The sequence below is a fragment of the Sphingomonas sp. HITSZ_GF genome, assembly GCF_029543155.1.
Classification (GTDB): domain Bacteria; phylum Pseudomonadota; class Alphaproteobacteria; order Sphingomonadales; family Sphingomonadaceae; genus Sphingomonas.
In genome coordinates this window covers 239,998-261,257 of record NZ_JARQXA010000004.1, presented here as the reverse complement: position 1 = coordinate 261,257, position 21,260 = coordinate 239,998, and the positions used below count along the sequence as shown (strand labels likewise).

The 21,260-nt window shown below is 67.0% G+C and carries 22 protein-coding genes; 7 read left to right on the top strand and 15 right to left on the bottom strand.

What is annotated here, in order from left to right; translation table 11 throughout:
- The first annotated feature begins 59 nt into the window (after window positions 1-59).
- The gene (locus P6144_RS13015) at window positions 60-1,265 is read left to right on the top strand and encodes an LL-diaminopimelate aminotransferase (RefSeq protein WP_277768192.1); all 1,206 of its coding nucleotides are present in this window, start codon (window positions 60-62) and stop codon (window positions 1,263-1,265) included.
- Window positions 1,266-1,275: 10 nt separating this feature from the next.
- Window positions 1,276-2,055: a sulfite exporter TauE/SafE family protein gene (locus P6144_RS13010; RefSeq protein ID WP_277768191.1), complete on the top strand. Its 780-nt coding sequence runs from the start codon at window positions 1,276-1,278 to the stop codon at window positions 2,053-2,055.
- Window positions 2,056-2,067: 12 nt separating this feature from the next.
- Here P6144_RS13010 and P6144_RS13005 read toward each other — a convergent pair whose 3' ends face one another.
- Complete coding sequence (locus tag P6144_RS13005; RefSeq protein WP_277768190.1) at window positions 2,068-3,312, bottom strand: hypothetical protein; 1,245 nt, start codon at window positions 3,310-3,312, stop codon at window positions 2,068-2,070.
- Window positions 3,313-3,357: 45 nt separating this feature from the next.
- Between P6144_RS13005 and P6144_RS13000 the strand changes: the two genes are divergently transcribed.
- Entirely contained in the window at window positions 3,358-3,780 is a 423-nt protein-coding gene (locus P6144_RS13000) for a thioesterase family protein (RefSeq protein ID WP_277768189.1), read from the top strand.
- Here the strand turns inward: P6144_RS13000 and P6144_RS12995 are convergent.
- Entirely contained in the window at window positions 3,777-4,238 is a 462-nt protein-coding gene (locus P6144_RS12995; RefSeq protein WP_277768188.1) for a hypothetical protein, read from the bottom strand. The two genes, P6144_RS13000 and P6144_RS12995, sit on opposite strands and share 4 nt — an antisense overlap.
- 59 nt (window positions 4,239-4,297) lie before the next feature.
- Window positions 4,298-4,798: a helix-turn-helix domain-containing protein gene (locus tag P6144_RS12990; RefSeq protein WP_277768187.1), complete on the bottom strand. Its 501-nt coding sequence runs from the start codon at window positions 4,796-4,798 to the stop codon at window positions 4,298-4,300.
- Between the two features lie 151 nt (window positions 4,799-4,949).
- Here P6144_RS12990 and P6144_RS12985 point away from each other — a divergent pair, with 151 nt between their 5' ends.
- Window positions 4,950-5,261, top strand: coding sequence for a hypothetical protein (locus P6144_RS12985; RefSeq protein WP_277768186.1), 312 nt, complete (start codon window positions 4,950-4,952; stop codon window positions 5,259-5,261).
- 115 nt (window positions 5,262-5,376) lie between these two features.
- Window positions 5,377-7,467, top strand: a complete 2,091-nt coding sequence (locus P6144_RS12980; protein WP_277768185.1) for a bifunctional (p)ppGpp synthetase/guanosine-3',5'-bis(diphosphate) 3'-pyrophosphohydrolase — start codon at window positions 5,377-5,379, stop codon at window positions 7,465-7,467.
- Here the strand turns inward: P6144_RS12980 and P6144_RS12975 are convergent.
- From P6144_RS12975 to P6144_RS12950, 6 genes are all read right to left on the bottom strand, one after another.
- Window positions 7,464-7,901 carry a hypothetical protein gene (locus P6144_RS12975; protein ID WP_277768184.1) on the bottom strand — a complete coding sequence of 146 codons (438 nt, stop codon included), beginning with the start codon at window positions 7,899-7,901 and terminating at the stop codon, window positions 7,464-7,466. The genes P6144_RS12980 and P6144_RS12975 overlap by 4 nt on opposite strands.
- Window positions 7,855-8,262: a MerC domain-containing protein gene (locus tag P6144_RS12970; protein ID WP_277768183.1), complete on the bottom strand. Its 408-nt coding sequence runs from the start codon at window positions 8,260-8,262 to the stop codon at window positions 7,855-7,857. The genes P6144_RS12975 and P6144_RS12970 overlap by 47 nt, the downstream gene beginning before the upstream one ends.
- 76 nt (window positions 8,263-8,338) lie before the next feature.
- Window positions 8,339-10,324: a TonB-dependent receptor gene (locus P6144_RS12965; RefSeq protein ID WP_277768182.1), complete on the bottom strand. Its 1,986-nt coding sequence runs from the start codon at window positions 10,322-10,324 to the stop codon at window positions 8,339-8,341.
- A gap of 85 nt (window positions 10,325-10,409) precedes the next feature.
- Window positions 10,410-10,823 (bottom strand): DUF2946 family protein, encoded by a 414-nt coding sequence (locus P6144_RS12960; RefSeq protein WP_277768181.1) that lies wholly within the window; start codon window positions 10,821-10,823, stop codon window positions 10,410-10,412.
- A 410-nt stretch (window positions 10,824-11,233) separates the two neighbouring features.
- Window positions 11,234-12,187, bottom strand: a complete 954-nt coding sequence (locus tag P6144_RS12955; protein ID WP_277768180.1) for a DUF6607 family protein — start codon at window positions 12,185-12,187, stop codon at window positions 11,234-11,236.
- A gap of 21 nt (window positions 12,188-12,208) precedes the next feature.
- Window positions 12,209-14,380 (bottom strand): TonB-dependent hemoglobin/transferrin/lactoferrin family receptor, encoded by a 2,172-nt coding sequence (locus P6144_RS12950; RefSeq protein WP_277768179.1) that lies wholly within the window; start codon window positions 14,378-14,380, stop codon window positions 12,209-12,211.
- Window positions 14,381-14,554: 174 nt separating this feature from the next.
- Here P6144_RS12950 and P6144_RS12945 point away from each other — a divergent pair, with 174 nt between their 5' ends.
- Complete coding sequence (locus P6144_RS12945) at window positions 14,555-15,577, top strand: glycosyltransferase family 2 protein (protein WP_277768178.1); 1,023 nt, start codon at window positions 14,555-14,557, stop codon at window positions 15,575-15,577.
- Here the strand turns inward: P6144_RS12945 and P6144_RS12940 are convergent.
- Complete coding sequence (locus tag P6144_RS12940; RefSeq protein ID WP_277768177.1) at window positions 15,574-16,305, bottom strand: class I SAM-dependent methyltransferase; 732 nt, start codon at window positions 16,303-16,305, stop codon at window positions 15,574-15,576. The two genes, P6144_RS12945 and P6144_RS12940, sit on opposite strands and share 4 nt — an antisense overlap.
- Window position 16,306: 1 nt before the next feature.
- Entirely contained in the window at window positions 16,307-16,693 is a 387-nt protein-coding gene (locus tag P6144_RS12935) for a GtrA family protein (RefSeq protein ID WP_184165135.1), read from the bottom strand.
- A 157-nt stretch (window positions 16,694-16,850) separates the two neighbouring features.
- Between P6144_RS12935 and P6144_RS12930 the strand changes: the two genes are divergently transcribed.
- A complete protein-coding gene (locus P6144_RS12930) occupies window positions 16,851-18,692 on the top strand; it encodes an AcrB/AcrD/AcrF family protein (protein ID WP_277768413.1) in 1,842 nt (613 codons plus the stop codon).
- Window positions 18,693-18,814: 122 nt separating this feature from the next.
- On the opposite strand, the gene P6144_RS12925 is transcribed toward P6144_RS12930, so the two are convergent.
- From P6144_RS12925 to P6144_RS12910, 4 genes are read right to left on the bottom strand one after another with little or no spacing between them, the layout of a single operon-like run.
- The gene (locus P6144_RS12925) at window positions 18,815-19,456 is read right to left on the bottom strand and encodes a MarC family protein (RefSeq protein WP_277768176.1); all 642 of its coding nucleotides are present in this window, start codon (window positions 19,454-19,456) and stop codon (window positions 18,815-18,817) included.
- Between the two features lie 16 nt (window positions 19,457-19,472).
- Window positions 19,473-20,348 (bottom strand): bifunctional methylenetetrahydrofolate dehydrogenase/methenyltetrahydrofolate cyclohydrolase FolD, encoded by an 876-nt coding sequence (gene folD / locus P6144_RS12920; RefSeq protein ID WP_277768175.1) that lies wholly within the window; start codon window positions 20,346-20,348, stop codon window positions 19,473-19,475.
- Complete coding sequence (locus P6144_RS12915) at window positions 20,338-20,646, bottom strand: DUF167 family protein (protein WP_277768174.1); 309 nt, start codon at window positions 20,644-20,646, stop codon at window positions 20,338-20,340. The genes folD and P6144_RS12915 overlap by 11 nt, the downstream gene beginning before the upstream one ends.
- A gap of 6 nt (window positions 20,647-20,652) precedes the next feature.
- Window positions 20,653-20,949: a YggT family protein gene (locus P6144_RS12910; RefSeq protein ID WP_277768412.1), complete on the bottom strand. Its 297-nt coding sequence runs from the start codon at window positions 20,947-20,949 to the stop codon at window positions 20,653-20,655.
- Window positions 20,950-21,260 lie beyond the last annotated feature (311 nt).

The window sequence follows — 21,260 nt, the reverse complement described above, 5'->3', positions numbered from 1 at the left end:
CGTAGGAGGGCGCCACGGCACAAGATCGTGCCGCGCTCCAACCCCTGAGAGATGAGGAAATGTCCGAAGAATTCTACCGCATGAAGCGCCTGCCCCCGTATGTCATCGCCGAAGTCAATGCGATGCGGGCAGCGGCGCGTGCGGCGGGAGAGGACATCATCGATCTCGGCATGGGCAATCCGGACCTGCCGCCGCCGCCGCATGTGATCGAGAAGCTGGTCGAAGTCGCGCAGAAGCCCGACGCGCACGGCTATTCCCAGTCCAAGGGCATTCCCGGCCTGCGCCGCGCCCAGGCGAACTATTACGCCCGCCGCTTCGGCGTCGACATCGATCCCGAGACAGAGGTCGTGGTGACGATGGGCTCGAAGGAAGGGCTGGCCAGCCTCGCCACTGCGATCACCGCGCCGGGCGACGTCGTGCTGGCGCCCAATCCCAGCTACCCGATCCATACTTTCGGCTTTATCCTCGCCGGCGCGACGATCCGCGCGGTTCCGACCACGCCCGACGAGCATTATTTCGAATCCCTCGAGCGCGCGATCGCCTTCACCGTCCCGCGCCCGTCGATCCTGGTGGTCAACTATCCGTCGAACCCCACCGCCGAGACGGTCGACCTCGCCTTCTACGAGCGGCTCGTCGCCTGGGCGAAGGAGAACAAGGTCTGGATCATCTCCGACCTTGCCTATTCGGAGCTCTATTTCGACGGCAAGCCGACCGTGTCGATCCTGCAGGTCAAGGGCGCCAAGGACGTGGCGATCGAGTTCACCTCGCTCTCCAAGACCTATTCGATGGCCGGCTGGCGCATGGGCTTCGCGGTGGGCAACAAGCAGCTGATCGCAGCGATGACCCGGGTGAAGTCGTATCTCGATTACGGCGCCTTCACCCCGATCCAGGCCGCCGCCTGCGCCGCATTGAACGGCCCGCAGGACATCGTAGAGGCCAATCGCCAGCTCTATCACAAGCGCCGCGACGTGCTGGTCGAGAGCTTCGGCCGCGCCGGCTGGGAGATCCCCAGCCCGCCCGCCTCGATGTTCGCCTGGGCGCCGCTGCCCCCGGCACTCGCGCATCTGGGGAGCCTCGAATTCTCCAAGCAGCTGCTCACCCATGCCAAGGTCGCGGTCGCGCCGGGCGTCGGCTATGGCGAGAATGGCGAAGGCTTTGTCCGCATCGCGATGGTCGAGAACGAGCAGCGCCTGCGCCAGGCCGCCCGCAACGTGAAGAAGTACCTCCAGTCGATGGGCGTCAACACCGCGGCAAAGGCAGGCTGAGCCCCGCATCGTGCCGCATATCGATCCGCTCTACTCGCTCGCGGGCGTGCTTGTCGGCCTGCTCGTCGGGCTGACCGGTGTGGGAGGAGGCTCGCTGATGACGCCGTTGCTGGTGCTCGTCTTCGGCTTCCACCCCGCCACCGCCGTCGGCACCGACCTGCTCTATGCCTCGGGCACCAAGGCGGTGGGCACTGCCGTCCATGGCTGGCGCGGCTCGGTCGACTGGAAAGTGGTGCGCCGGCTGGCGACGGGCAGCGTGCCGGCGACGGTCCTCACGCTTCTCTACCTCGCCGCCGCGCATCGCGACGCCCGCGATACCGGGCATTTGATCTCGACGATCCTCGGCATCACGCTGATGCTCACCGCGGTCGCGGTGTTCTTCCGTGTCCAGATCGTCCGCGCGGCGGGCCGCCGCTTCGCCCGGCTCGACGAGGCGCGGGTCGGCGCGCTCACCGTGCTGCTCGGCGCGGTCCTCGGCGTGCTGGTCTCGCTCACTTCGGTCGGCGCCGGCGCGCTGGGGATGACGGCGCTGCTCGTCCTCTATCCCGGCTCGCCGGTCGCGCGGCTGGTCGGCTCGGACATCGCCCATGCCGTGCCGCTCACCTTCATCGCCGGCATCGGCCACTGGACGATGGGATCGGTCGACCTCAACCTACTGCTCGCGCTGCTGCTCGGCTCGATCCCCGGCATCATCGTCGGCAGCCTGATCGCCACGCGCGTATCCGAGCGCGTGCTGATCCCGATCCTTGCCGCGGTGCTGGCGTTCGTAGGGTTCAAGCTGCTGGCCTGAAGGGCCGGCGTCTCAATCGTCGGACGTGGCCTGCGGCCGGTTCAGCTTGTAATCGCTATATTTGTCCTGCCTGCGGGCAAGGTCTTCCTGCGCCTGCTTGAAGATCTGCTTGGCGTCGGTCACCGCCGCCTTGTCGCCGCTTGCTTCCGCATCGTTCAGCCTTTCGCGTGCTTCCTCGAGCGCCTGGCGCCCACGCTGCACGTCTTCCCGAAGCGCACGCTCTTCGGGCGACCCGGCTTCGCCAGGGCCATCGGGCCCGTCATATTCGTCGAGCTCGGGCACCGGCGGCTTTCCGGTCTCCCCCGGATGCGCGCCTCCCTGGCCCTTCATCATCAGCATGGGACGAAGGCTGCGGTTCCATTCGTCATTATGCTTTTCCAGCGCCTCAGGCGCGTTTTCCCCCAGGAACTTGCGATAATCCTGCTCCGCCTTTTCAAGCTCGGCGCGCGCCTGCTGGATTTCGCTTTCGCCGCCCTCGCGCAGCGCGGTTTCGAGCGTATCGAGGGCGCTGCGATACTCGGTCTCCAGCTCCAGCTTCACCAGTTCCTTGGCGCGATAGTCGATAGCGGCATCCGACGGCCCGGCATCGGCAGCCTTGGCCGGCGCTTCGAACTTGACGTCGAGGCTCTTCGGCCGGCCTCCGCATTTGCGCGCGGCCGCCGCTTCCATGCGCGGTTGCCGGATCTCGGAGGCCTTCACCTTCAGCTTGCCCTGTTGCAGCCCCAGGCTTTCGATCTGCTCGAGCGCGCCCGTCTCCATGGAATGGGGTGACAGGGCGACGATCCGGCGTTCGAACTCGGCGATCTGCGTATCGAAAGGCGTGGGGAAATCCTCGTCGCGATAGGACCCCATGGCCATGGTGAAGCACATCATCAGCCGGCCTTCCGCAGCGCCTTCCAGCACCGTCCCGGATCGATCGCCAGCCGCATCCCCGCCGGCATCGCCCGCTTTGCCATCTCCGGAACGGGCGGCGCCACCCCCGGCGTCGGCGCCGCCACGAACCGCGCCGCCGTCCTTGCCGGCGTTGCGCATCTTTTCGGCGGCATCGCGCCAATTGTCGCGCACCTCCTGCCTCGCCTGATCCCCGACCGAACCAAGATCGGGCGCGGTCTGTGCAATTGCGGGGACCGCCAAGGCACCGGTAGCCAGCGAAGAAAGAAGCAAGGTGCGCAACATGATTTCCTCCAGAAGCGCACATGCGCCTGCCCCGGCAGCATCCCCCAGCAAAATGCGTCGAATCCGGACCGCGATATCCATGGGGACGGCTTGGTCGCTGCCGGAGAGGCTTGCTAAGGGAAGCACATGACTCGCCCCGGCTTCTCCTTCTCCACCCGCTTCCGCGTCCGCTATTCCGAGATCGACGGGCAGAAGATCGTCTTCAACTCGCGCTATCTCGAATATGCCGATGTCACGCTCGGCGAATTCTGGCGCTGGGCGGATCTGGGCGACATCGGGCCGGACTGGCTCGACGCCGAATTCAACGTCGTCCGCGCCGCGATCGACTACAAGAAGCCCTTCGTGTTCGACGACATGGTCGAGGGCTTCGCCCGGGTCGAGCGCGTCGGCACCTCGAGCATGACGATGCGCGTCGAGCTCTGCCATGCCGAGACCGGCGAACTCCACACCGAAATCGAGATGGTCAGCGTCCATGTCGATCTGGCGACGCGCAAGTCGAAGCCGATCCCGGAGAAGGTGCGAGCGCGGCTGGAGGGGCTGGGGGGTTAGCGCTGCACTGCGCCGGCATCACCGAGATAACGCATCACTTTCTCCGCAACTTCGTCGAGCGTCGCGCCCAGTCGGTTCAGATGCGAGGCCGTCGATAGCGCAGGATCGTAGCGCGTAATTAGATACTCGCGCGTGTTCGAGAGAGCCTGCAGGTGCAGGAAGGTCCGCTTACGCAGGCAGAGCCGGGCTTCGACTGCCAACGTCGTGCGTGAAGAGAGGTCATGTTGCAAACCTCGCACCTTGGTTGAGCTATGCCCTGCCGCCAGAAGATACGCGTTTAGATAAAGCTCGATCGCATGGATTGCCACCAGCCGGTAAGGGCAGGTCGAGAGCAAGCCGCCGCGTCGCCCCGACGCAAGCAAGTTCTCAGCCGCCAGCTTGTATTCTTGGGCAAGCATCGCAACCTGCTCGGCTGTCGCCGTCGCACCAGGATAAAGCTTTCCCTCATCGAAAGACATGCTCCCAGTCTGGAGAGCGCTGGAAAATACTTTGCTAACGCCGCAACTTCACGGGGGACTTACTCCGCCGCCTTCACCTCGGCCGCCTCGTCCTCGCGCACCACATCCTCGGGCAGCGCCCAGAGCAGGTCGCCGCGCCCCAGCACCCGCCCGTCATGGCTGAGCACCTGTACAGCCTGGATCGGCCGGCTGTCGCGCGCGTCGACCAGCACCGGGAAGGCGGGCACCCGCGTCTCCCAGCGCTCGCCCCATTGGCGCAGCGAGATCATCACCGGCAATAGCGCATAGCCCTTGTCGGTCAGATGATATTCGATCTTGCGGCGATCGTCGGCGCAGGGCCGGCGCTCGAGGATGCCCTTGTCGACCAGCCGCGCCAGCCGGTTGGCCAGAATGTTGCGGGCGATGCCCAGCTCGGACTGGAATTCCTCGAAATGGTGGAGCCCGTTGAACGAGCCGCGCAGGATCAGGAACGACCAGCGCTCGCCCATCGCCTCCAGCGCGGCCGGCAGGCTGCAGTCATTGGCCAGCTGCCGCAAGGACTCTCTGATGGCACCACCCATGACTTGTCACCCTATCGCAAAAGCGGACGCTACGGAATGCCGTAACTTCTTGCATTGCAGCAATAGTTTCTCGTTGCAACTTACCTTTATGTCAATTAAATAGGGATTCGCAACGCCTGTTGCTCGTTTCAAATCCCCAGGAGGATTTCCCATGACCCGCTTTTTCGCCGCAGCGGCCGCGGCCACGCTGGCCCTCGTCCCCGCCGCCGGCATCGCGCAGGCTGCGACCAGCGGCTATGCCGCCACCCCGGTGACCGCGCCGGCCAAGACCAGCTTCGTCACCCGCTCGACGCTGTGGAAGTGCAATGCCGGCACCTGCACCGCCGCCGCCACCGGCAGCGCGCGTGATGGCATCGTCTGCGAGCTGGTCGCCCGCGAAGTCGGCAAGCTCTCCGCCTTCCGCGCCAACGGCACCGACTTCGATGCGGCTGCGCTCGAGAAGTGCAACACCAAGGCGCGCTGATCTTATGGCGCCTGCGCCACACCAGTTACGCTAAAAGTTTGGGCGCGGTCCGGAAAACACCGGATCGCGCTCAATTTTATTGCAAAGCAACAGCACCGGGCCCCATCTAGAAGCTGTGCTGCGTCAATATGAACTTGTCGACCGGGTCCTGAGCTACGACCCAGATGCCGATGAAGCCATGCTCAACCGGGCCTATGTCTTCTCGGTGAACGCGCATGGCACCCAGAAGCGAGCCAGCGGCGACCCCTATTTCAGCCACCCGATCGAAGTGGCGGGCATCCTCACCGACCTGCATCTCGACGACGAGACGATCGTCACCGCGATCCTGCACGACACGGTGGAAGACACGGTCGCCACCCCTGAGGACATCCAGCGGCTGTTCGGCGACAATGTCGCGCGCATGGTCGACGGCGTCACCAAGCTCTCCAAGATCGAGGCGCAGACCGAGAGCGAGCGCGCCGCGGAGAACCTCCGCAAGTTCCTGCTCGCCATGTCGGACGATGTCCGCGTGCTGCTCGTCAAGCTGGCCGACCGGCTGCACAACATGCGCACGCTGGTCCACATCAAGAACCCCGACAAGCGCAAGCGCATCGCCCGCGAGACGATGGAGATCTACGCGCCGCTCGCCGAGCGGATCGGCATGTACGAGTTCATGAAGGAGATGCAGACGCTCGCCTTCCGGGAAATCGAGCCCGAGGCGTATGAGTCGATCACCAAGCGGCTCGACAGTCTGAAGATCGAAGGCGAGGACCGCATCGCCAAGATCGCCTCGGGGCTCAAGCTGCTGCTGTCGCGCGGCGGCATCGACGCCGAGATCACCGGCCGCGAGAAGCACCCCTATTCGATCTGGAAGAAGATGTCCGAGCGGCACGTGTCGCTCGAGCAGCTGTCCGACATCATGGCCTTCCGCGCGATCGTCGACACGGAGGAGGAATGCTACCGCGCGCTCGGCGTGATCCACCGCCGCTGGCCGATGGTGCCGGGCCGGTTCAAGGATTACATCTCCACGCCGAAGCGCAATGGCTATCGTTCGCTCCACACCAGCATCATCCATGCCGGCGACACGCGCATCGAGATCCAGATCCGCACCCGCGACATGCATGCCCAGGCGGAATATGGCCTCGCCGCGCACTGGGCCTACAAGACCAGCGGCGTCCGGCCGGACACCCAGGTCAGCTGGATCAAGGACCTGATCGAGATCCTCGACCATGCCGACAGCCCCGAGGAGCTGCTCGAGCATACCCGGATGGCGATGTACCAGGACCGGATCTTCGCCTTCACTCCCAAGGGCGAGCTGATCCAGCTGCCCAAGGGCGCGACGCCGATCGACTTCGCCTATGCGGTGCATTCGAACCTGGGCGACCAGGCGGTGGGTGCCAAGATCAACGGCCGCGTCGTCCCGCTGCGCACCGAGATCGCCCAGGGCGACCAGGTCCAGATCCTGCGCTCCAAGGCGCAGGAGCCGCAGGCCAACTGGCTCAACTTCGCGATCACCGGCAAGGCACGCGCCGCGATCCGCCGCCACATCCGCCACAAGGAGCGCGAGGAGTCGATCGCGCTCGGCCGCAAGCTCTATGACGAGATCGTCGAGCGGCTGCCGACCCCGCCCGGCGAGAGCGCGATCCCCGATGCGCTCAAGCGCCTCAAGCTGCAGGACGAGGCGGCGCTGATGGAGGCGATCGCCCGCCGCCAGTTCACCGATGGCCAGGTGATGGAAGCGGTGATGCCCGGCTCGACCGAGGGCGAGGACGAGCACGACCTGCCGCCGCAGCAGCACGCGATCGAGATCAAGGGCCTGACCCCGGGCATGGCCTTCCATTTCTCGCCCGATTGCCGCCCGGTGCCGGGCGACCGCATCGTCGGCATCCGCCGCGCCGGCGAACCGATCGAGGTCCACCGCATCGACTGTCCGTCGCTGGCGGACACGACCGAAGAGGACTGGGTCGATCTCAGCTGGGGCGACAAGGCCGAGGGCGGCATTGCCCAGATCGAGATCACGCTGAAGAACGAGCCCGGCGCGCTCGGCGCGATCGCCACGCTGATCGGCCAGCACAAGGCCAACATCCTCGGCCTGCGCATGGACAATCGCGACACGACTTTCCACACCAACACGATCGACCTGGAAGTGCGCAACGCCGCGCATCTGATGCGCCTGCTCGCGGCACTGCGCGCGGCGGACGCAGTGAGCTCGGCCGAACGCGCCTAGCGCACCCGCCGGCCCGCACAGGCCGCGCACAGTCCGGGCACTTCGACGATGCAGCGCGGCGCCGCGATGCCGCCTGCCAGCGCCCCCGCCTCCAGCCGCGCGAACAACGAAGGGCACGGCACCGCCTCGAGCGCGCCGCAGCTCCGGCACCAGAGCAGGATCGCCGGCTCGGACCCAACCGGCGCATAGCCGCCGGCGACCAGTATCTTGCGCGCTTCGCCCGCATCGATCAGCCGCCGCAGCGCACGATAGACCTGGCTCGGCAGCACATGCTCGCCCTCGTGCTCCAGCTGCTCGGCGAGCTGGAGCCCGGTCAGCGGGTGCGGATAGTGCTGCTCGAGCAACCGCAGCACCCGCTGGTGCAGGAAGCCCGTAGCGTGCTTCCGCTCAGCCATGGCGATGCCCGCCATGCCGCCGCCGCCAGTTGCCGACATGCGCGGCGACGAGGCACAGGCTCCCGGCGATCGTGACCGGCGTCTCGAACCGCGCGCCTTCCAGCAGCAGCGCGCCGATTGCCAGCAGGCCGAGCCCGATCGCCCCACCGGCAAGAGGCAACCAGGCACGGTGCTGGCGGAAGCCGAAGAGCAATGCCGATCCCGATGCCGGGATGGCGAAGAGGAGCAGCCAGAGATGCAAGCTCTCCGGCAAGGCGACCAGTCTAGAAAGCGCCGGCAGTGCCGCCAGCAGCAACGGCAGACCCGCGCAATGGATCAGGCACAGCAGCGACGCGCCCGCCGCCGCACGCTCGAACCAGTCGAGGGCGGAGACACGGGCGGCCTGCGGACCGCAAGGCATAGGATTCTCCCTGCCTGGCGCCGATGCACCACCGTCGAGAGGGAACGACGGCGGTGCATCGACTCAGAAGTTGGGCTCAGAAGGTGGCGACGCGCAGCACGAAGCGCACGGTGCGACCCGGCATCACCACATCTTCCTTGTTGAAGGCCGATGCGTTGCGGATCACGTCGTTGGTCAGGTTCTGGCCCACGATCGCCAGCTCGATCCCCGGCTGGCTCGCGAACGGCCGCACGGCGATGTTGGCGCTGAGATTCTCATAGCCATCGGTCGGGGTGTCGAAGACGCCGTATTTGTCCTGCTCGCCGACATGCATCCACAGGAAGCCAGCGTCGAACCGGTCGCTCTTCCAGTTCAGCCCGCCGCCGATGCGATAGGGCGGGATGCGCGGCACGTTGTCGCCGTCGTCGAGCTTGGCGCGGGTATAGTCGCCGAGCACATGCGCCTCGAGCCCGCCGGTCGCGGTCTTGAGCAGCTGGTAGTGGACATCGCCTTCCAGGCCCCAGAACTTGGCGCCCTGCTGGCCATAGTTGAGCTCCTTCAGCTCCTCGCTGTCGCCCACCACGCAGGCGCCGTCATCGTCGCAGGTGCGCCCGGTCAGGTCGCCATAGATGTAGTTGTGGAACCAGGTGCCATAGACGCTGCCTTCGAAGCGGAACGGGCCGGAATTCACCCGGATCGTGCCTTCGAGCGAATTGGCCCGCTCGATCTTGAGCGAGGGATCGCCCGTCTCGAAGGTCTGCGGCCCGTCATGCCCGCCGCGCGCGAACAGCTCGGTCAGCGCCGGGGCGCGGCCGGTGCTCGAGAAGGTCACGCCCAGCTTCACGCCCGGGCTCACGTCGAGCAGTGCGCCGATCGCGCCGCTGAGCGGGGTATAGTCGCGCTTGGTGAACACGTCCGATGCCGGCGTGCCTTCGATATGGACATTCTCCACCCGGCCGCTCGCCTGGATGTGGAGCGCGCCGACCGGCACTTCGGTGAACAGATAGGCCGCCTCGCTCTGCGAGGTCGCCGGCGACAGGTACGAGCTGTCCTCGCCGATCGCCGAGAAGTCGCGATGCCCCACCTGGATGCCGAGCGCGGTCTTGGAGAAGATGCCGATCTGTCCGAACAGCAGCTCGGCATGGCTGTCGAACTCCTTGTTCTTGAAGGTGGTGTTCACCGAGCCGTCGGGGTTCTTCTCCTGGTGCTGATAGTCGCCATAGCTGGCATCGACATCGAGCGACTTGAGCAGGCCGTCGCCCAGCTCGAACGACGAGCGGCCGATCACCTTGGTCTGGTGCATGTCGATATAGGCTTCGTCCGCCGGTATGCCATACTGGGTGTCGTAATGGACCACCGCGGCGCCGATATGGCTGCCCTTGTCCGCGCCGAAGAAATAGGAGCCGCCAAGCGAACCGCCCCAGCCGCGGATGAAGCTGTTCTCCATCGTGCCGAGCGGCGTCTCATAGTCGCCGGCGTGGCGATAGAAGCCGTCGGCATGCAGCGCGAGGTCGCCGGCCTTGGCGTCGACCAGCCCGGCGGTCTGCCACGTGTCGGCGTTGGTCGCATAGCTGCCGCTCGCCTCGCCCGACAGGTCGCGCGTCGGCAGTTCGGTCGGCACGCGGTTGTTGATCACATTGACCACGCCGCCGATCGCCTGGCTGCCATAGCGCAAGGTCGCCGCGCCGCGGACGACCTCGATGCGCTGGGCGGAGAGCGGATCGATCGGCACGCCGTGATCGGGGCCGATATCCGACACGTCCGAAGCGCTGCTGCCGTCCTCGAGCATGCGGACGCGCGTGGCGTCCATGCCGCGGATGATCGGCCGGCTGGCGCCCGAGGCGAAGCCCGTGCCGGCGATGCCCGGCACCTGGGCGAGCGAGTCGGCGATGTTGCCGCCGCCGGTCTGGACGATCTGGTCGCGATCGACCGTGGCGACGATCGTCGGCGTCTGCGAGCCGAGCGGCGAACCGGTGACGACGATGGTGCTGCTGTCGGCCGGCTTGCTGGTGGAATCCTGCGCAAAGGCAGTGGCGGGGATCAGGGCAGCGGTGGCCGCGCCCAGCAGGAAGAGATGACGCATCTAAGAAACTCCAAGACCTTGGCGTCGGGCGCCCGGCGGACGCCCGATGAGGTGCGAGGGCATGTGCTGCCCTTCGCGGCTGTGTTCAGGCTTGGATGCGGAGGGGTGGCGCGCGGCTGCGCCAGCCATGCGATTGCTGCTGCAGCGCCAGCGCGAGCAGCAGGGTGACGGCAAACCAGGCGACAACGGCTGCGGGGGCCGGAACGTCGATCGGCGCCGGCGCCAGATAGGCGCCGCCATGCGCGATCTCCTGGCAGATCGGGCAATTGTCCGGCGTGTCTGGCGGGAGTTGCCCGCCCTTGTGCGCCTGGGTGCCGGCCGATGCCTGGGCGGAGAGACCCAGCGACACGACGGGCGTGCCGGCATGCCGGTGCGTCTGGGTGACGAAGCTCTGCCAGGTGAAGGCCAGCAGCGTGACGAAGAGCAGCGCCGCCCAGAGCGCGCGGACGGCAGGCGCCCGGCCGATGCCGCGCCCCTTCACGCTCCGCTGATCACCCATCGCCATAGAGTCGGTCGGCCAGTTCTTCGCCTGCGCATGCCGCAGCGCAAAATCACCGTTATGTTGTACTGTAACATCGGTCAAGCCTGGATGGCGCTCGCCCCCGGGGCGTATCACCATTCAGCGAGAGCATAAGGCGCTGAGCCGTTCCCCGGCGAAAGCCGGGGCCCAGCTGCAATGTCGTTCGTGAGCAAGGCGCGCCTGACCAGCCGCGCCGAGACTGGACCCCGGCCTTCGCCGGGGAACGGACATTGCTGAATGTCGATACCGCCGGGCCCTTCCCTTGCAAGGAGGGGAACGCGAATGGCCGGCACTTCCAATAAAAAAGGGGGCACGCACGGGCTTGGGAACCGTGCGTACCCCCAGCCCGCTCCGACCAAGGAAAGCGGGCCTTTTCCCGAGGGGGAACTCTAGTTGGCGGCCTTGGTCGCCTGGTCCATCAGCGCCTTTGCGGTCTTGATCGCATCGGCTTCGGTCATCTTGCCCGCCTGGATCTCGTCGGCGATCTCGAGCACGCGGCCGGCGATCACCGTGCCATGATCGGCTTCCTCGGTGATGCGGATGCCGCCCTTGGCTGCGGCGATGCGGTCCCATTCGGCGCGGATCGCAGCCCAATAGCCCTTGGTGGCCGCCCAATAATCGTCCGCCGCCTTCACGTCGAAGTCGGAGAAGCGGGTATAGCTGTTGAGGACATATTCCTGGACGATCGGCACCGCCTTGCCGTCCATCTTGATATTGTCCTGCCAGTGGATCCAGCCGGCGGGCGCGATCGCGTGGCGGTTCACACCCAGATAGCGGTCATAGACCGGCCCGCGCACCGCGTCGCGGCGCGCCAGCGGCCGCCAGGTGCGGTTGGACTCCCAGCGGCGCTGGCCGCCGACATCGGTCCATTTGCCCCAGCCGCCATAACGGGGCGAATCGTCGACCTGATACACCGTCTGCGACCAGGCGCCCTTGCGCTCCGCCGCCGGCACCTCAGCCCAGGTCCAGGCATCGCGGTCCGAATAGACCAGCACCTTGGCCGGCTCATACTGCCAGTCCTGGCGCCAGTGCTTGATCACCATCTTCTTGCCCTCGCCCATGTCGACGACGAGGAGGTGCTGCAGGCGGATCGTCTTGCCATTGTCCTCGATCACCCGGACGACTTCGTTGCCGCCCGAGACCTTGACCGGGATCGGGGTATAGTCGGCGCGCCAGGAGGTGCTCTCCTGCATGTCGAACTTCACCTTGTAGGTGCCGGCCATCGCCAGGATGTCGGCCCGGTCCATCTCGAAGGCGGACTTGGCGGCCGGCGCCGGCGCGCCCTGCGCCAGCACCGGAAGCGGCGCCAGCAGCGCCAGGGCAATCGGAAGAAGCTGCTTCATGATCTTGGTCCTCAGAAGCGGTTAGAAACGGTAGCTGACCGAGACCGAGCCGTTGCGGCCCGGCTGGGTGTAGCTGTCCTTGACGGTCGAGCTGTTCGCCAGGCCGCGCACATCGTTCCACCAGGCATATTTGGTGTCGAAGATGTTGAACACGCCGGCGCGCAGCGTCAGCCCCTGGGTGAGGCGGAAGAACGCCGTCGCGTCGAGCACGGTGAAGGCGCCCGGCGTGAAGCAGGTGCCCGAGCAGACGCCGGTGGTCGCGCTCAGCTCCTTCTGGGCGCTGTGCGTCGCGGTCACGTCACCGCCGAAGCGGCCGTCATTGGCGCGGTACCCCAGGCCGAGGATCAGCTTGAGCGGATCGACGGTCGACAGCGGGCTGCGCGCGCCGCTCGGATCGATCACGTCGCCCTTCGCGTAGGAAAGGCCCAGCTTGCCGAACAGGCCGTTGGATCCGGTGACCGTGAAGGTCGCCTCGGCGCCCTTCACCTTGACCTTGTCGAGGTTGATGAACTGATAGATCGCCGGGTCCGCCGGGGTGAAGCTGCCGCTCGTCACTTCCTGCGAGATGAAGTCGTCATAGTTGGAGACGAAGCCGGTGACGTTCAGGCCGACCGGGCCGCTGTTCAGGCGGAAGCCGCCTTCCCAGCTCTCGCTCGTCTCGGGGCGCAGGTTCGGGTTGGGCCGCGAAGTGTAGCCGAAGGCGATGTTCGAGAAGAACTGGTTCACCTGGCTCGGCTCGGGCGCCTTGAAGCCCTGGGCATAGTTGGCGAAGAAGCGGATCTCGTCGCTCAGCTTCAGCACCGCGCCGAGCTTGGGCGAGACGCGCGAGCCGGACTGCTTGGCCGCGGTGAAGGCCGGCAGCAGCGGGTCCGCCTCGGGCGACAGGTCATAGGCGTCGAAGCGCAGCGCCGGGTAGAGCGTGATCGGGCCGATCGCGATCTCGTCGGCGATGAAGGCGCCGGCCAGCGTGTAGTTGGTCTCGGGGAAGGCGCGGGTCGGGAAGGTCTCGCCGGCCGGCGGCACGACGCCGTCGCGCAGCCCTTCCTGATGCGTCTTGCTGATGTCGCCGCCGAACAGCAGCCGGTGGGTGATCGCGCCGGTATCGAAGCGCGCGCCGACCTCGACCGAGCCGCCGAACACGGTGTTCTCGAAGGTATTGAGCCGCTCGCGGTCGGCCGCCGGGGTCCGGTCCTCGTCGGTGAACTGGCGGTTCTCGCCATCCTGCCAATAGACGCTGATCCGGGCGTGATCGAACAGGCCCTCGCCCTTCCAGAACCAGTCGCCGGCGATGCGGCCGCGCTTGGTGCTGTCGCGCGCCTGGAGCAGCTCGACCGTCGAGCTGAGCCCGGTCAGCACGTCGGTATAGACATGGCTGTCCTGATATTCGCCGGTCAGGCGGAAGCGGTTCGACGCGTCGGGCTCATAGACGATGCGGCCGAGCACGGCGTTGCTGCGCCCGTCCTGCGGATTGGGCTCGGTCCGTGCCGCGCCGGTGCCGCCCACGGTGCCCTTGTTGTCGAGCTCGTGGAAGTCGCGGCGGGTATAGGAGATCATCGCCGACAGGTCGCCGAAGCGGCCGGCGAGGATGCCGGTCTCCGCGAACTCGTCGTCGGCCGAGCTGTAGCCGGCGCGGACCAGCCCGCCGAACTTCTTGCCGCCCGTAAGGAAATCGGCGGGATCGCTGGTGGTGAAGCTGATCGCGCCGGCCAGGCCGTCGCTGCCGTACAGCGCCGATGCCGGGCCGCGCAGGATCTCGACCGACTTGACCAGGCCGATATCGACATAGTCGCGGCCCGAGGACTGGGCGCCGAAGGTGAAGCCGTCGGGCACGCGCACGCCGTCCACCTGGATCAGCACGCGGTTGCCGCCGATGCCGCGGACGATGAAGCCTTCATTGCCCGCGCGCCCGGTGACGCCCAGCGCAGCGCCGAAGCGGGTCGGGCCGCGCGGCACGCTGATGCCGGGCTCGTAGCGCACCAGGTCCTTGATGTCGGTCACCAGCTGGTCGGCGATCTTCTTCTCGTCGATCACGGTGACGGTGGCGGGCACGTCCTTCACATCGGTCGGGATGCGGGTCGCGGTGACGGTGATCGTCGAATCCTGCTGGTCGCCGTCCTTCTTGTCCTGCGCCATGGCCGGCATCGCCGCCGCCAAGGCCCAGAGACTGATGCCCACCCCGATAAACCCGCGCATGCCCTGTTGATCCTTCTGCTAATGCAACTGACTCTCAATTGCGGTTGCGTTAGGCCCAGCGGGTGGGAGCGTCAACCCCGTAACGAGGTGCGAAGGCGCGCAAGGGCGGATGTGCCGCGCGCAAGCACCGAGCCGGCTCGACGGCGGCCCGTCGCAGCGTTAAGGCGTCCGGTCATGCAAAAGCGTCCGCAACTTTCCGTCGTCATCCCCTGCTACAATGAAGAGGCATGCCTCGAGATGCTGCACGGCCGCGTCTCGGCTGCGGCGCGCGTGGCGGTGGGCGACGCCTATGAGATCGTGCTGATCAACGACGGCTCGCGCGACAAGAGCTGGGACGTGATGCAGCGCCTCTCCGCCGCCGATCCGCGCCTCGTCGCGATCAACCTGTCGCGCAACCACGGCCACCAGCTCGCGCTGACCGCGGGCCTCGACCTGTGCTCGGGCAACGAGATCCTGATCATCGACGCCGACCTGCAGGACCCGCCCGAATTGCTGACCGACATGCGCGCAGCGATGCGCTCGCAGGGCGCCGACGTCGTCTATGCCGTCCGCCGCAAGCGCGAGGGCGAGACGATCTTCAAGAAGATCACCGCCGCCTTCTTCTACCGCATGCTCGACAAGATCACCGACACGCCGATCCCGCTCGACACCGGCGACTTCCGCCTGATGACCCGGCGTGCGCTCGACGCGTTCCTGTCGCTGCCCGAGCAGGCGCGCTTCATCCGCGGCATGGTCGCCTGGGTGGGCTTCAAGCAGGTGCCCTTCCCCTATGACCGGCACGAGCGCCATGCCGGCGAGACCAAATATCCGCTCGGCAAGATGATCCGCTTCGCGCTCGACGCGATCACCGGCTTCTCGACCGCACCCTTGCGCTTCGCCAGCCATGTCGGCCTGGTGCTGACCGGCCTGTCGGCGCTGCTCGTGCTCTATATTGTCGCCGGCTGGCTGATGGGCGCGGCGATCCCCGGCTGGACCTCGCTGATGCTGGTCGTCGTCGTGCTCGGCGCGGTGCAGATGTTCGTGCTCGGCATGATCGGCGAATATCTCGGCCGCCTCTATGTCGAGTCCAAGCGCCGCCCGCTCTACATCGTCGCCGACGTCGCCGGCCCGGTGATGGGCCACGCCTCGCTCGGCTATCGCTATGCCGATTCGGGCGAGGTCAGCGTCTCGCCGGTGACGCCGCGGCCAGCGGACTAGCCCTTCGGCGCCGCCAGCACGATGATCGAAAGCCCCGGCGGCATCGGCAGCCGGCCGAGCAAATGGCGCTCCAGCCCGAACACCGCTTCGAATGCCGCATTGAGCGGCCGGGGCGGGGGCGAATCGTCGCTGTCGTCCTTGCCGGTCAGCTTGCCGACGAAGCGCGCCGCCACCGCGACCGGGAACAGCAACGAGTTGAACCAGCGCAGCTTCTGCCAGCCGAGCCCGGCCTTTTGCAGCGAAGCGATCAGCGTGCCCTTGGAATAGCGGCGCTTGTGGTGGTTCACCACATCGTGCGCGCTCCACATCCACTGGTGCGCCGGCACGGTGATCAGGATCTTGCCGCCGGGCTTGAGCACCCGCGCGATCGCCTTCAATGCCGCGACATCGTCCTCGACATGCTCGACCACGTCGAGCACCGCGACCAGGTCGTAGCTTGCATCGGCCACGCCGGCGAGCTCGGGCAGCGGCGACGAACCGACCTGCTTGCCCAGCCGCTCGCTCGCCTTGGCGGCGGCGGTCTCGTCGATCTCGATCGCGTCGATCTCGCCGAACTGGGCGAGCATCGGCAGGTTGTGGCCGGTGCCGCAGCCGATCTCGAGGATGCGCGCGCCCTCGGGAATCGCGCCATAGCGCTTCAGATAGTCGGAAAGGATCTCGCGGCGCGCGCGGTACCACCAGTGCGTGGTGTCGTGCGCGGCCATGCGCTCATAGACGATGCGGTCCATCTTACTTGAACACCAGATAGCGGTTGAGCGCGAAGGTAACGACAGGCGTGACGAACACCACCGGGAGCAAAGGCACCCAGGTGGGCTGATGCAGCGGGCCGGTGCAGATCCAGGTGAAGGTGGCGTTCATCGCCATGCCGACCGACTGGACCGCGACGAACTTGGACTGGGTGCCGACGCCGCCCTCGGCCTCGTGCCCCTTGAAGCTCCAGCGGCTGTGGAAGACATAGCCGAACACCACCGCGACCAGGAAACCCGCGATCGAGGCGAGCACCGGCGGGATCGCATAGGTGGCGAGCGGCCAATAGACCAGGGCATAGACGAAGGTCGATGCCAGGCCGACAATGCCGAAGCGGACGAGCTGCCCCAGCACGCCATTCGCCCACATCTCTTCAAATCGCTTGATTACTGCCGTCACAACCGCTTGCCCAAGAACCGCCGGTCGCCCTAATGCGTGGCGCCGAGCGAGGGAAGCGATTTTGAAGCCGGATGCAACAGGCGGGTTCCGCCTCGATCACGAATTGGACCGCAACTGGCTGCGCTGGATGGCGCTCTTCTGGGTGATCGTCGTCGCCTGGTTCCTCTACGATCGCCAGGGCAACATCTACTGGCTGATGCTCAGCGACACCGACGACAATATGCGCCTGATGCAGGTCCGCGCCTGGCTGGCGGGCCAGGGCTGGTACGACCTCAGGCAATATCGCCTCGATCCGGCGCTGGGCGGCTTCGACATCCACTGGTCGCGCCTCGTCGACCTGCCGATCGCCGCGCTGATCCTCGCCTTCAAGCCGTTCGTCGGCACCGCGACTGCCGAGAAATGGGCGTGCGGTATCGCCCCGCTGCTGCCGCTCTCCGTCGCGATGCTCGGCCTCTCGCTCGCCGTGCGCCGGCTGGTCGCGCCCTGGGCCTGGCCGGTGGCGCTGGTCGTGCTGATGGGCTGCACCTCGACCATGTCGATGTACGCGCCGATGCGGATCGATCACCATGGCTGGCAGCTCGCCTTCCTGGCGCTCACCGTCGCCGGCCTCGCCGATCCGAAGCGCGCCCGTGGCGGCGCAGTGGTCGGGCTGTCGAGCGCCGCCTCGCTCACCATCGGGCTCGAGCTGCTGCCCTATTGCGCGATGGCCGGCGCGATCATCGCGCTGCGCTGGATCTGGGACCGTGAGGACGTCCGCCGCATGCAGGTCTATGGGCTGACACTCGGCGGCGGCTCGGCGCTCGGCTTCGCGCTGTTCGCGTCGAACGCCAACCAGGTGCTGCGCTGCGACGCGCTCACCCCGGTCTGGCTCAGCGTGATGGTCACCGCCGGCGCGCTGCTCTTCGCGCTGTCGCTCATCAACCCCGCCAATCGCTGGTTGCGCCTCGCGCTCGCCGCGCTGGCCGGCGCGATCATCGTCGCCGGCTTCACACTCTGCTTCCCGCAATGCCTCGGCCGCCCCGAACAGGTGTCGGACGAGCTCGCCAACACCTGGCTCAACAATGTCCGCGAGGCGCGGCCGATCTACAAGCACGCCTTCAAGACCGCCTTCCCGATGGCCGTGCTGCCGGTGATCGGCGTGCTCGGCGCGCTGTTCGCCACCTGGCGGGCGCGGCGCAGCGAAGCGCTGGTCGGCTGGGCGGCAGTGGCACTGTTTACCGCCTTTGCCAGCGCGATGCTGCTCTGGCAGGTCCGCGCCGCGCCCGCCGCGCAGCTGCTCGCCGTGCCCGGATCGGTGGCGCTGCTGGTGGTTGCCGTGCCCTGGTTCCTGAGCATCCGCGAGCCCTTTGCCCGCTGGATCGGCGCGGGACCCGCCCGCATCCTCGGCATGCTGATCCGCGTGTTCGGCACCGTCGGCGCCTTCCTGCTGCTCTCGGGGCTATGGGCCGGGCTGGTCGTGCCGCTGTTCTCGGGCGGCAACGCCGCCAAGCCGGGCAAGCCCGCCCCGCCCGACAAGGTCACCGCCGCCAACAATGCCTGTGCCCGGATGAGCAATCTGCGGATCCTCAACGACATTCCGGCGGCGACGCTGTTCACCCATGTCGACATGGGTCCGCGGCTGATCACGGTGACGCATCACAGCGGCATTGCCGGCCCCTATCACCGCAACGGCCGCGCGATCCTCGACGTCCACCACGCCTTCACCTGGGCGACCCCGAACTTCCGCCCGATCGCCGCCGCGCACAAGGCGCAGTATCTGCTGATCTGCCCGAACATGTCCGAGACCACGCTCTACCGCGCACGCGGGCCCAACGGCTTCTATGCGCAACTGGTCAAGGGCGAGGTGCCCAACTGGCTCGAGCCGGTGCCGCTGCGCCCGGCGCCGGGCGGCAAGCCGCTGCCGTTCCAGCTGTGGAAGATCCGGTATGACCTGCCGGAGGTGGCGGCATCTCAGAAGCCAGCCAAATAACTTCTGTTTCCCCGGCGAAGGCCGGGGCCCAGGCTAAGCAGTGCGCGGCGAAGACGCGCCAAGGCGCGTGACTTTCAAGGCTGGGCCCCGGCCTTCGCCGGGGAAAGCAAGTACCTCGAAGCCTAGTGCCCCGTCACCGCCCGCCCGGCCACCAGCGCGGCGCTGATCCCGTCAATCACGAACTGCACCGCCAGCGCGCCCAGCAGCACGCCGAGCAGCCGCGACACCACTGCCTCGATCTTGGCGCCCACCACGCGCATCAGCGGCCCCGCGGCCAGCAGCGCGAGCAGCGTCAGCAGCAGGATCGCCGCCATCGCCGCGAGCACCACGGCGGTGCGCTCGATGCCGCTGTTCTGCGACATCAGCAGCATCGTCGAGGCGATCGATCCCGGCCCGGCGATCATCGGCATCGCCATCGGGAAGATCGAGATGTCGGTCGGCTCGCTCGCCTTCACCTTCTCGGCGCGGTCCTCGCGCCGCTCGGTGCGCTTCTCGAACACCATCTCGAGCGCGATCAGGAACAGCATGATGCCGCCGGCGATCTTGAAGGCGTTGAGGCTGATGCCGAGCGCGCGCAGCAGCGCCTCGCCGAACAGCGCGAAGCCGAACAGGATCGCCGCCGCGACGATCACCGCACGCACCGCCATCGCCCGGCGATGCGTCGCGCTCGTCCCCGCAGTCAGCCCGGCGAAGATCGGCGCGCAGCCCGGCGGATCGATCACCACGAAGAAGGTGATGAAGGTGGAGACGAACAGCTCGATCATTTGGCGGCCGCGAGGATCATATCGTCCCCTTCTCGAGCGGCACCCCGGCATTGCGGTGCGCCGCCACCAGCGTGTTGCGCAACAGGCAGGCGATCGTCATCGGCCCGACGCCGCCCGGCACCGGGGTGATCGCGCCCGCCACGCTCGCCGCGCTCTCGAAATCGACATCGCCGACCAGCCCGTCCTCGGTGCGGTTGATGCCTACGTCGATCACCGTCGCGCCGGGCTTGAGCCATTCGCCCTTGACGAAATGCGCGATGCCCACCGCCGCGACGACGATATCGGCATGCTTCAGATAATGCGGCAGGTTGCGCGTCTTGGAGTGCACCAGAGTCACCGTCGCGCTCGCCCGGGTCAGCAGCGCCGCCATCGGCTTGCCGACGATGTTCGAGCGGCCGATCACCACCGCGTCGAGCCCGGTCAGGTCGCCCAGCCGGTCCTCGAGCAGCATCAGGCAGCCGAGCGGGGTGCAGGGCACAAAGCCGTGCAGCCCGGTCGCCAGCCGCCCGGCATTGACCGGGTGGAAGCCGTCGACATCCTTGTCGGGGCTGATCCGGGTGAGCACCGCCTGCTCGTCGATATGCCTGGGCAGCGGCAGCTGGACGAGGATGCCGTCGACCTCGGGATCGTTGTTGAGCTTGTCGACCAGCGCGATCAGTGTCGCCTGGGTCGTGTCGGCGCCGAGCTTGTGCTCGAAGCTCTCCATCCCGGCTTCGCGCGTCATCTTGCCCTTGGAGCGGACATAGACTGCGCTCGCCGGGTCTTCGCCGACCAGCACCACCGCCAGCCCGGGCGCGCGCCCGCGCGCCGCCACAAATGCGGGAACCAGAGCCGCCACGCGGGCGCGCAGATTGGCGGCGAACGCCTTGCCGTCGATGATCTCAGCCGTCATGCGACCCGCCATAGAGACGTTGGGCGATCGCTTCCAGCACCAAGGGGTCGCCTTCGACACGAAGTCGCTTCAGCCGTGCGGTATCGCCCGCGATCAGCGCCACCGCGCGCTTCGGCACGCCGAACGCCTTGGCCACCAGCGGCATCAGCGCTGCATTGGCGGCGCCTTCCACCGGCGGCGCGGCAAGCCGGGCGGCGAAATGGTCCTCGGTACCGGCCGCGAACGCATCGCGCGACGCGCGCGGCGTCACCCGTACGGCGATCTCGATGCCGTTGGCGATCCGCCGCCAGGCCGGCATCGCGGATCAGTAGGTACTGGCGGCGAGCTGTGCAGCGATCGTCGGCAGCACGAAATTGTTGAGGACGTAGATGATCAGCAGCGCGACCAGCGGGCTCAGGTCAAGCGCGCCGAAATCGGGCAGGATCTTGCGGATCGGGCGGTAGATCGGCCGGGTGATCACGTCGAGCGCCTGCCAGACCGAGCGGACGAACTCGTTGTAGAGGTTGATCACGTTGAACGCGATCAGCCACGACAGGATCGCCTGGATGACGATCACGACACTCAGCGCCGAAAGCAGGAAGCCGAGGATGTCGACGATCATGAGGAGAAAGGGGATCAATGCGCTCTCCGCGAGGGGGTGTTTCCCCCAAGATTAGGCGCTGCGGGCCTCGGCAACAAGTCCGGCGCGCCTTTCGGGAAGCCGGGCGCCGTTTCCGTTCCCCGGCGAAAGCCGGGGCCCAGGGTTTCTCTGCCGTCCCGCCTGTGACTCCGGGCCCCGGCTTTCACCGGGGAACATTGAGCGGGTTGCAATGTAGGATTTCGCCTGCTGGGCTGGCACGGTTCGGCTTCGGCCGCACCGCTCTTTCCTAATGTTGGAAATATTGGATCCCGCGCCCGCAAGGAAGTTGCGAG

Coding starts and splice junctions, on each gene's coding strand:
- P6144_RS13015 (WP_277768192.1), top strand. CDS start 60: ATGTCCGAAGAATTCTACCGCATGAAGCGCCTGCCCCCGTATGTCATC.
- P6144_RS13005 (WP_277768190.1), bottom strand. CDS start 3,312: ATGGATATCGCGGTCCGGATTCGACGCATTTTGCTGGGGGATGCTGCC.
- P6144_RS13000 (WP_277768189.1), top strand. CDS start 3,358: ATGACTCGCCCCGGCTTCTCCTTCTCCACCCGCTTCCGCGTCCGCTAT.
- P6144_RS12995 (WP_277768188.1), bottom strand. CDS start 4,238: ATGTCTTTCGATGAGGGAAAGCTTTATCCTGGTGCGACGGCGACAGCC.
- P6144_RS12990 (WP_277768187.1), bottom strand. CDS start 4,798: ATGGGTGGTGCCATCAGAGAGTCCTTGCGGCAGCTGGCCAATGACTGC.
- P6144_RS12985 (WP_277768186.1), top strand. CDS start 4,950: ATGACCCGCTTTTTCGCCGCAGCGGCCGCGGCCACGCTGGCCCTCGTC.
- P6144_RS12975 (WP_277768184.1), bottom strand. CDS start 7,901: ATGTCGGCAACTGGCGGCGGCGGCATGGCGGGCATCGCCATGGCTGAG.
- P6144_RS12970 (WP_277768183.1), bottom strand. CDS start 8,262: ATGCCTTGCGGTCCGCAGGCCGCCCGTGTCTCCGCCCTCGACTGGTTC.
- P6144_RS12965 (WP_277768182.1), bottom strand. CDS start 10,324: ATGCGTCATCTCTTCCTGCTGGGCGCGGCCACCGCTGCCCTGATCCCC.
- P6144_RS12960 (WP_277768181.1), bottom strand. CDS start 10,823: ATGGGTGATCAGCGGAGCGTGAAGGGGCGCGGCATCGGCCGGGCGCCT.
- P6144_RS12955 (WP_277768180.1), bottom strand. CDS start 12,187: ATGAAGCAGCTTCTTCCGATTGCCCTGGCGCTGCTGGCGCCGCTTCCG.
- P6144_RS12950 (WP_277768179.1), bottom strand. CDS start 14,380: ATGCGCGGGTTTATCGGGGTGGGCATCAGTCTCTGGGCCTTGGCGGCG.
- P6144_RS12945 (WP_277768178.1), top strand. CDS start 14,555: ATGCAAAAGCGTCCGCAACTTTCCGTCGTCATCCCCTGCTACAATGAA.
- P6144_RS12940 (WP_277768177.1), bottom strand. CDS start 16,305: ATGGACCGCATCGTCTATGAGCGCATGGCCGCGCACGACACCACGCAC.
- P6144_RS12935 (WP_184165135.1), bottom strand. CDS start 16,693: ATGTGGGCGAATGGCGTGCTGGGGCAGCTCGTCCGCTTCGGCATTGTC.
- P6144_RS12930 (WP_277768413.1), top strand. CDS start 16,851: ATGGCGCTCTTCTGGGTGATCGTCGTCGCCTGGTTCCTCTACGATCGC.
- P6144_RS12925 (WP_277768176.1), bottom strand. CDS start 19,456: ATGATCGAGCTGTTCGTCTCCACCTTCATCACCTTCTTCGTGGTGATC.
- folD (WP_277768175.1), bottom strand. CDS start 20,348: ATGACGGCTGAGATCATCGACGGCAAGGCGTTCGCCGCCAATCTGCGC.
- P6144_RS12915 (WP_277768174.1), bottom strand. CDS start 20,646: ATGCCGGCCTGGCGGCGGATCGCCAACGGCATCGAGATCGCCGTACGG.
- P6144_RS12910 (WP_277768412.1), bottom strand. CDS start 20,949: ATGATCGTCGACATCCTCGGCTTCCTGCTTTCGGCGCTGAGTGTCGTG.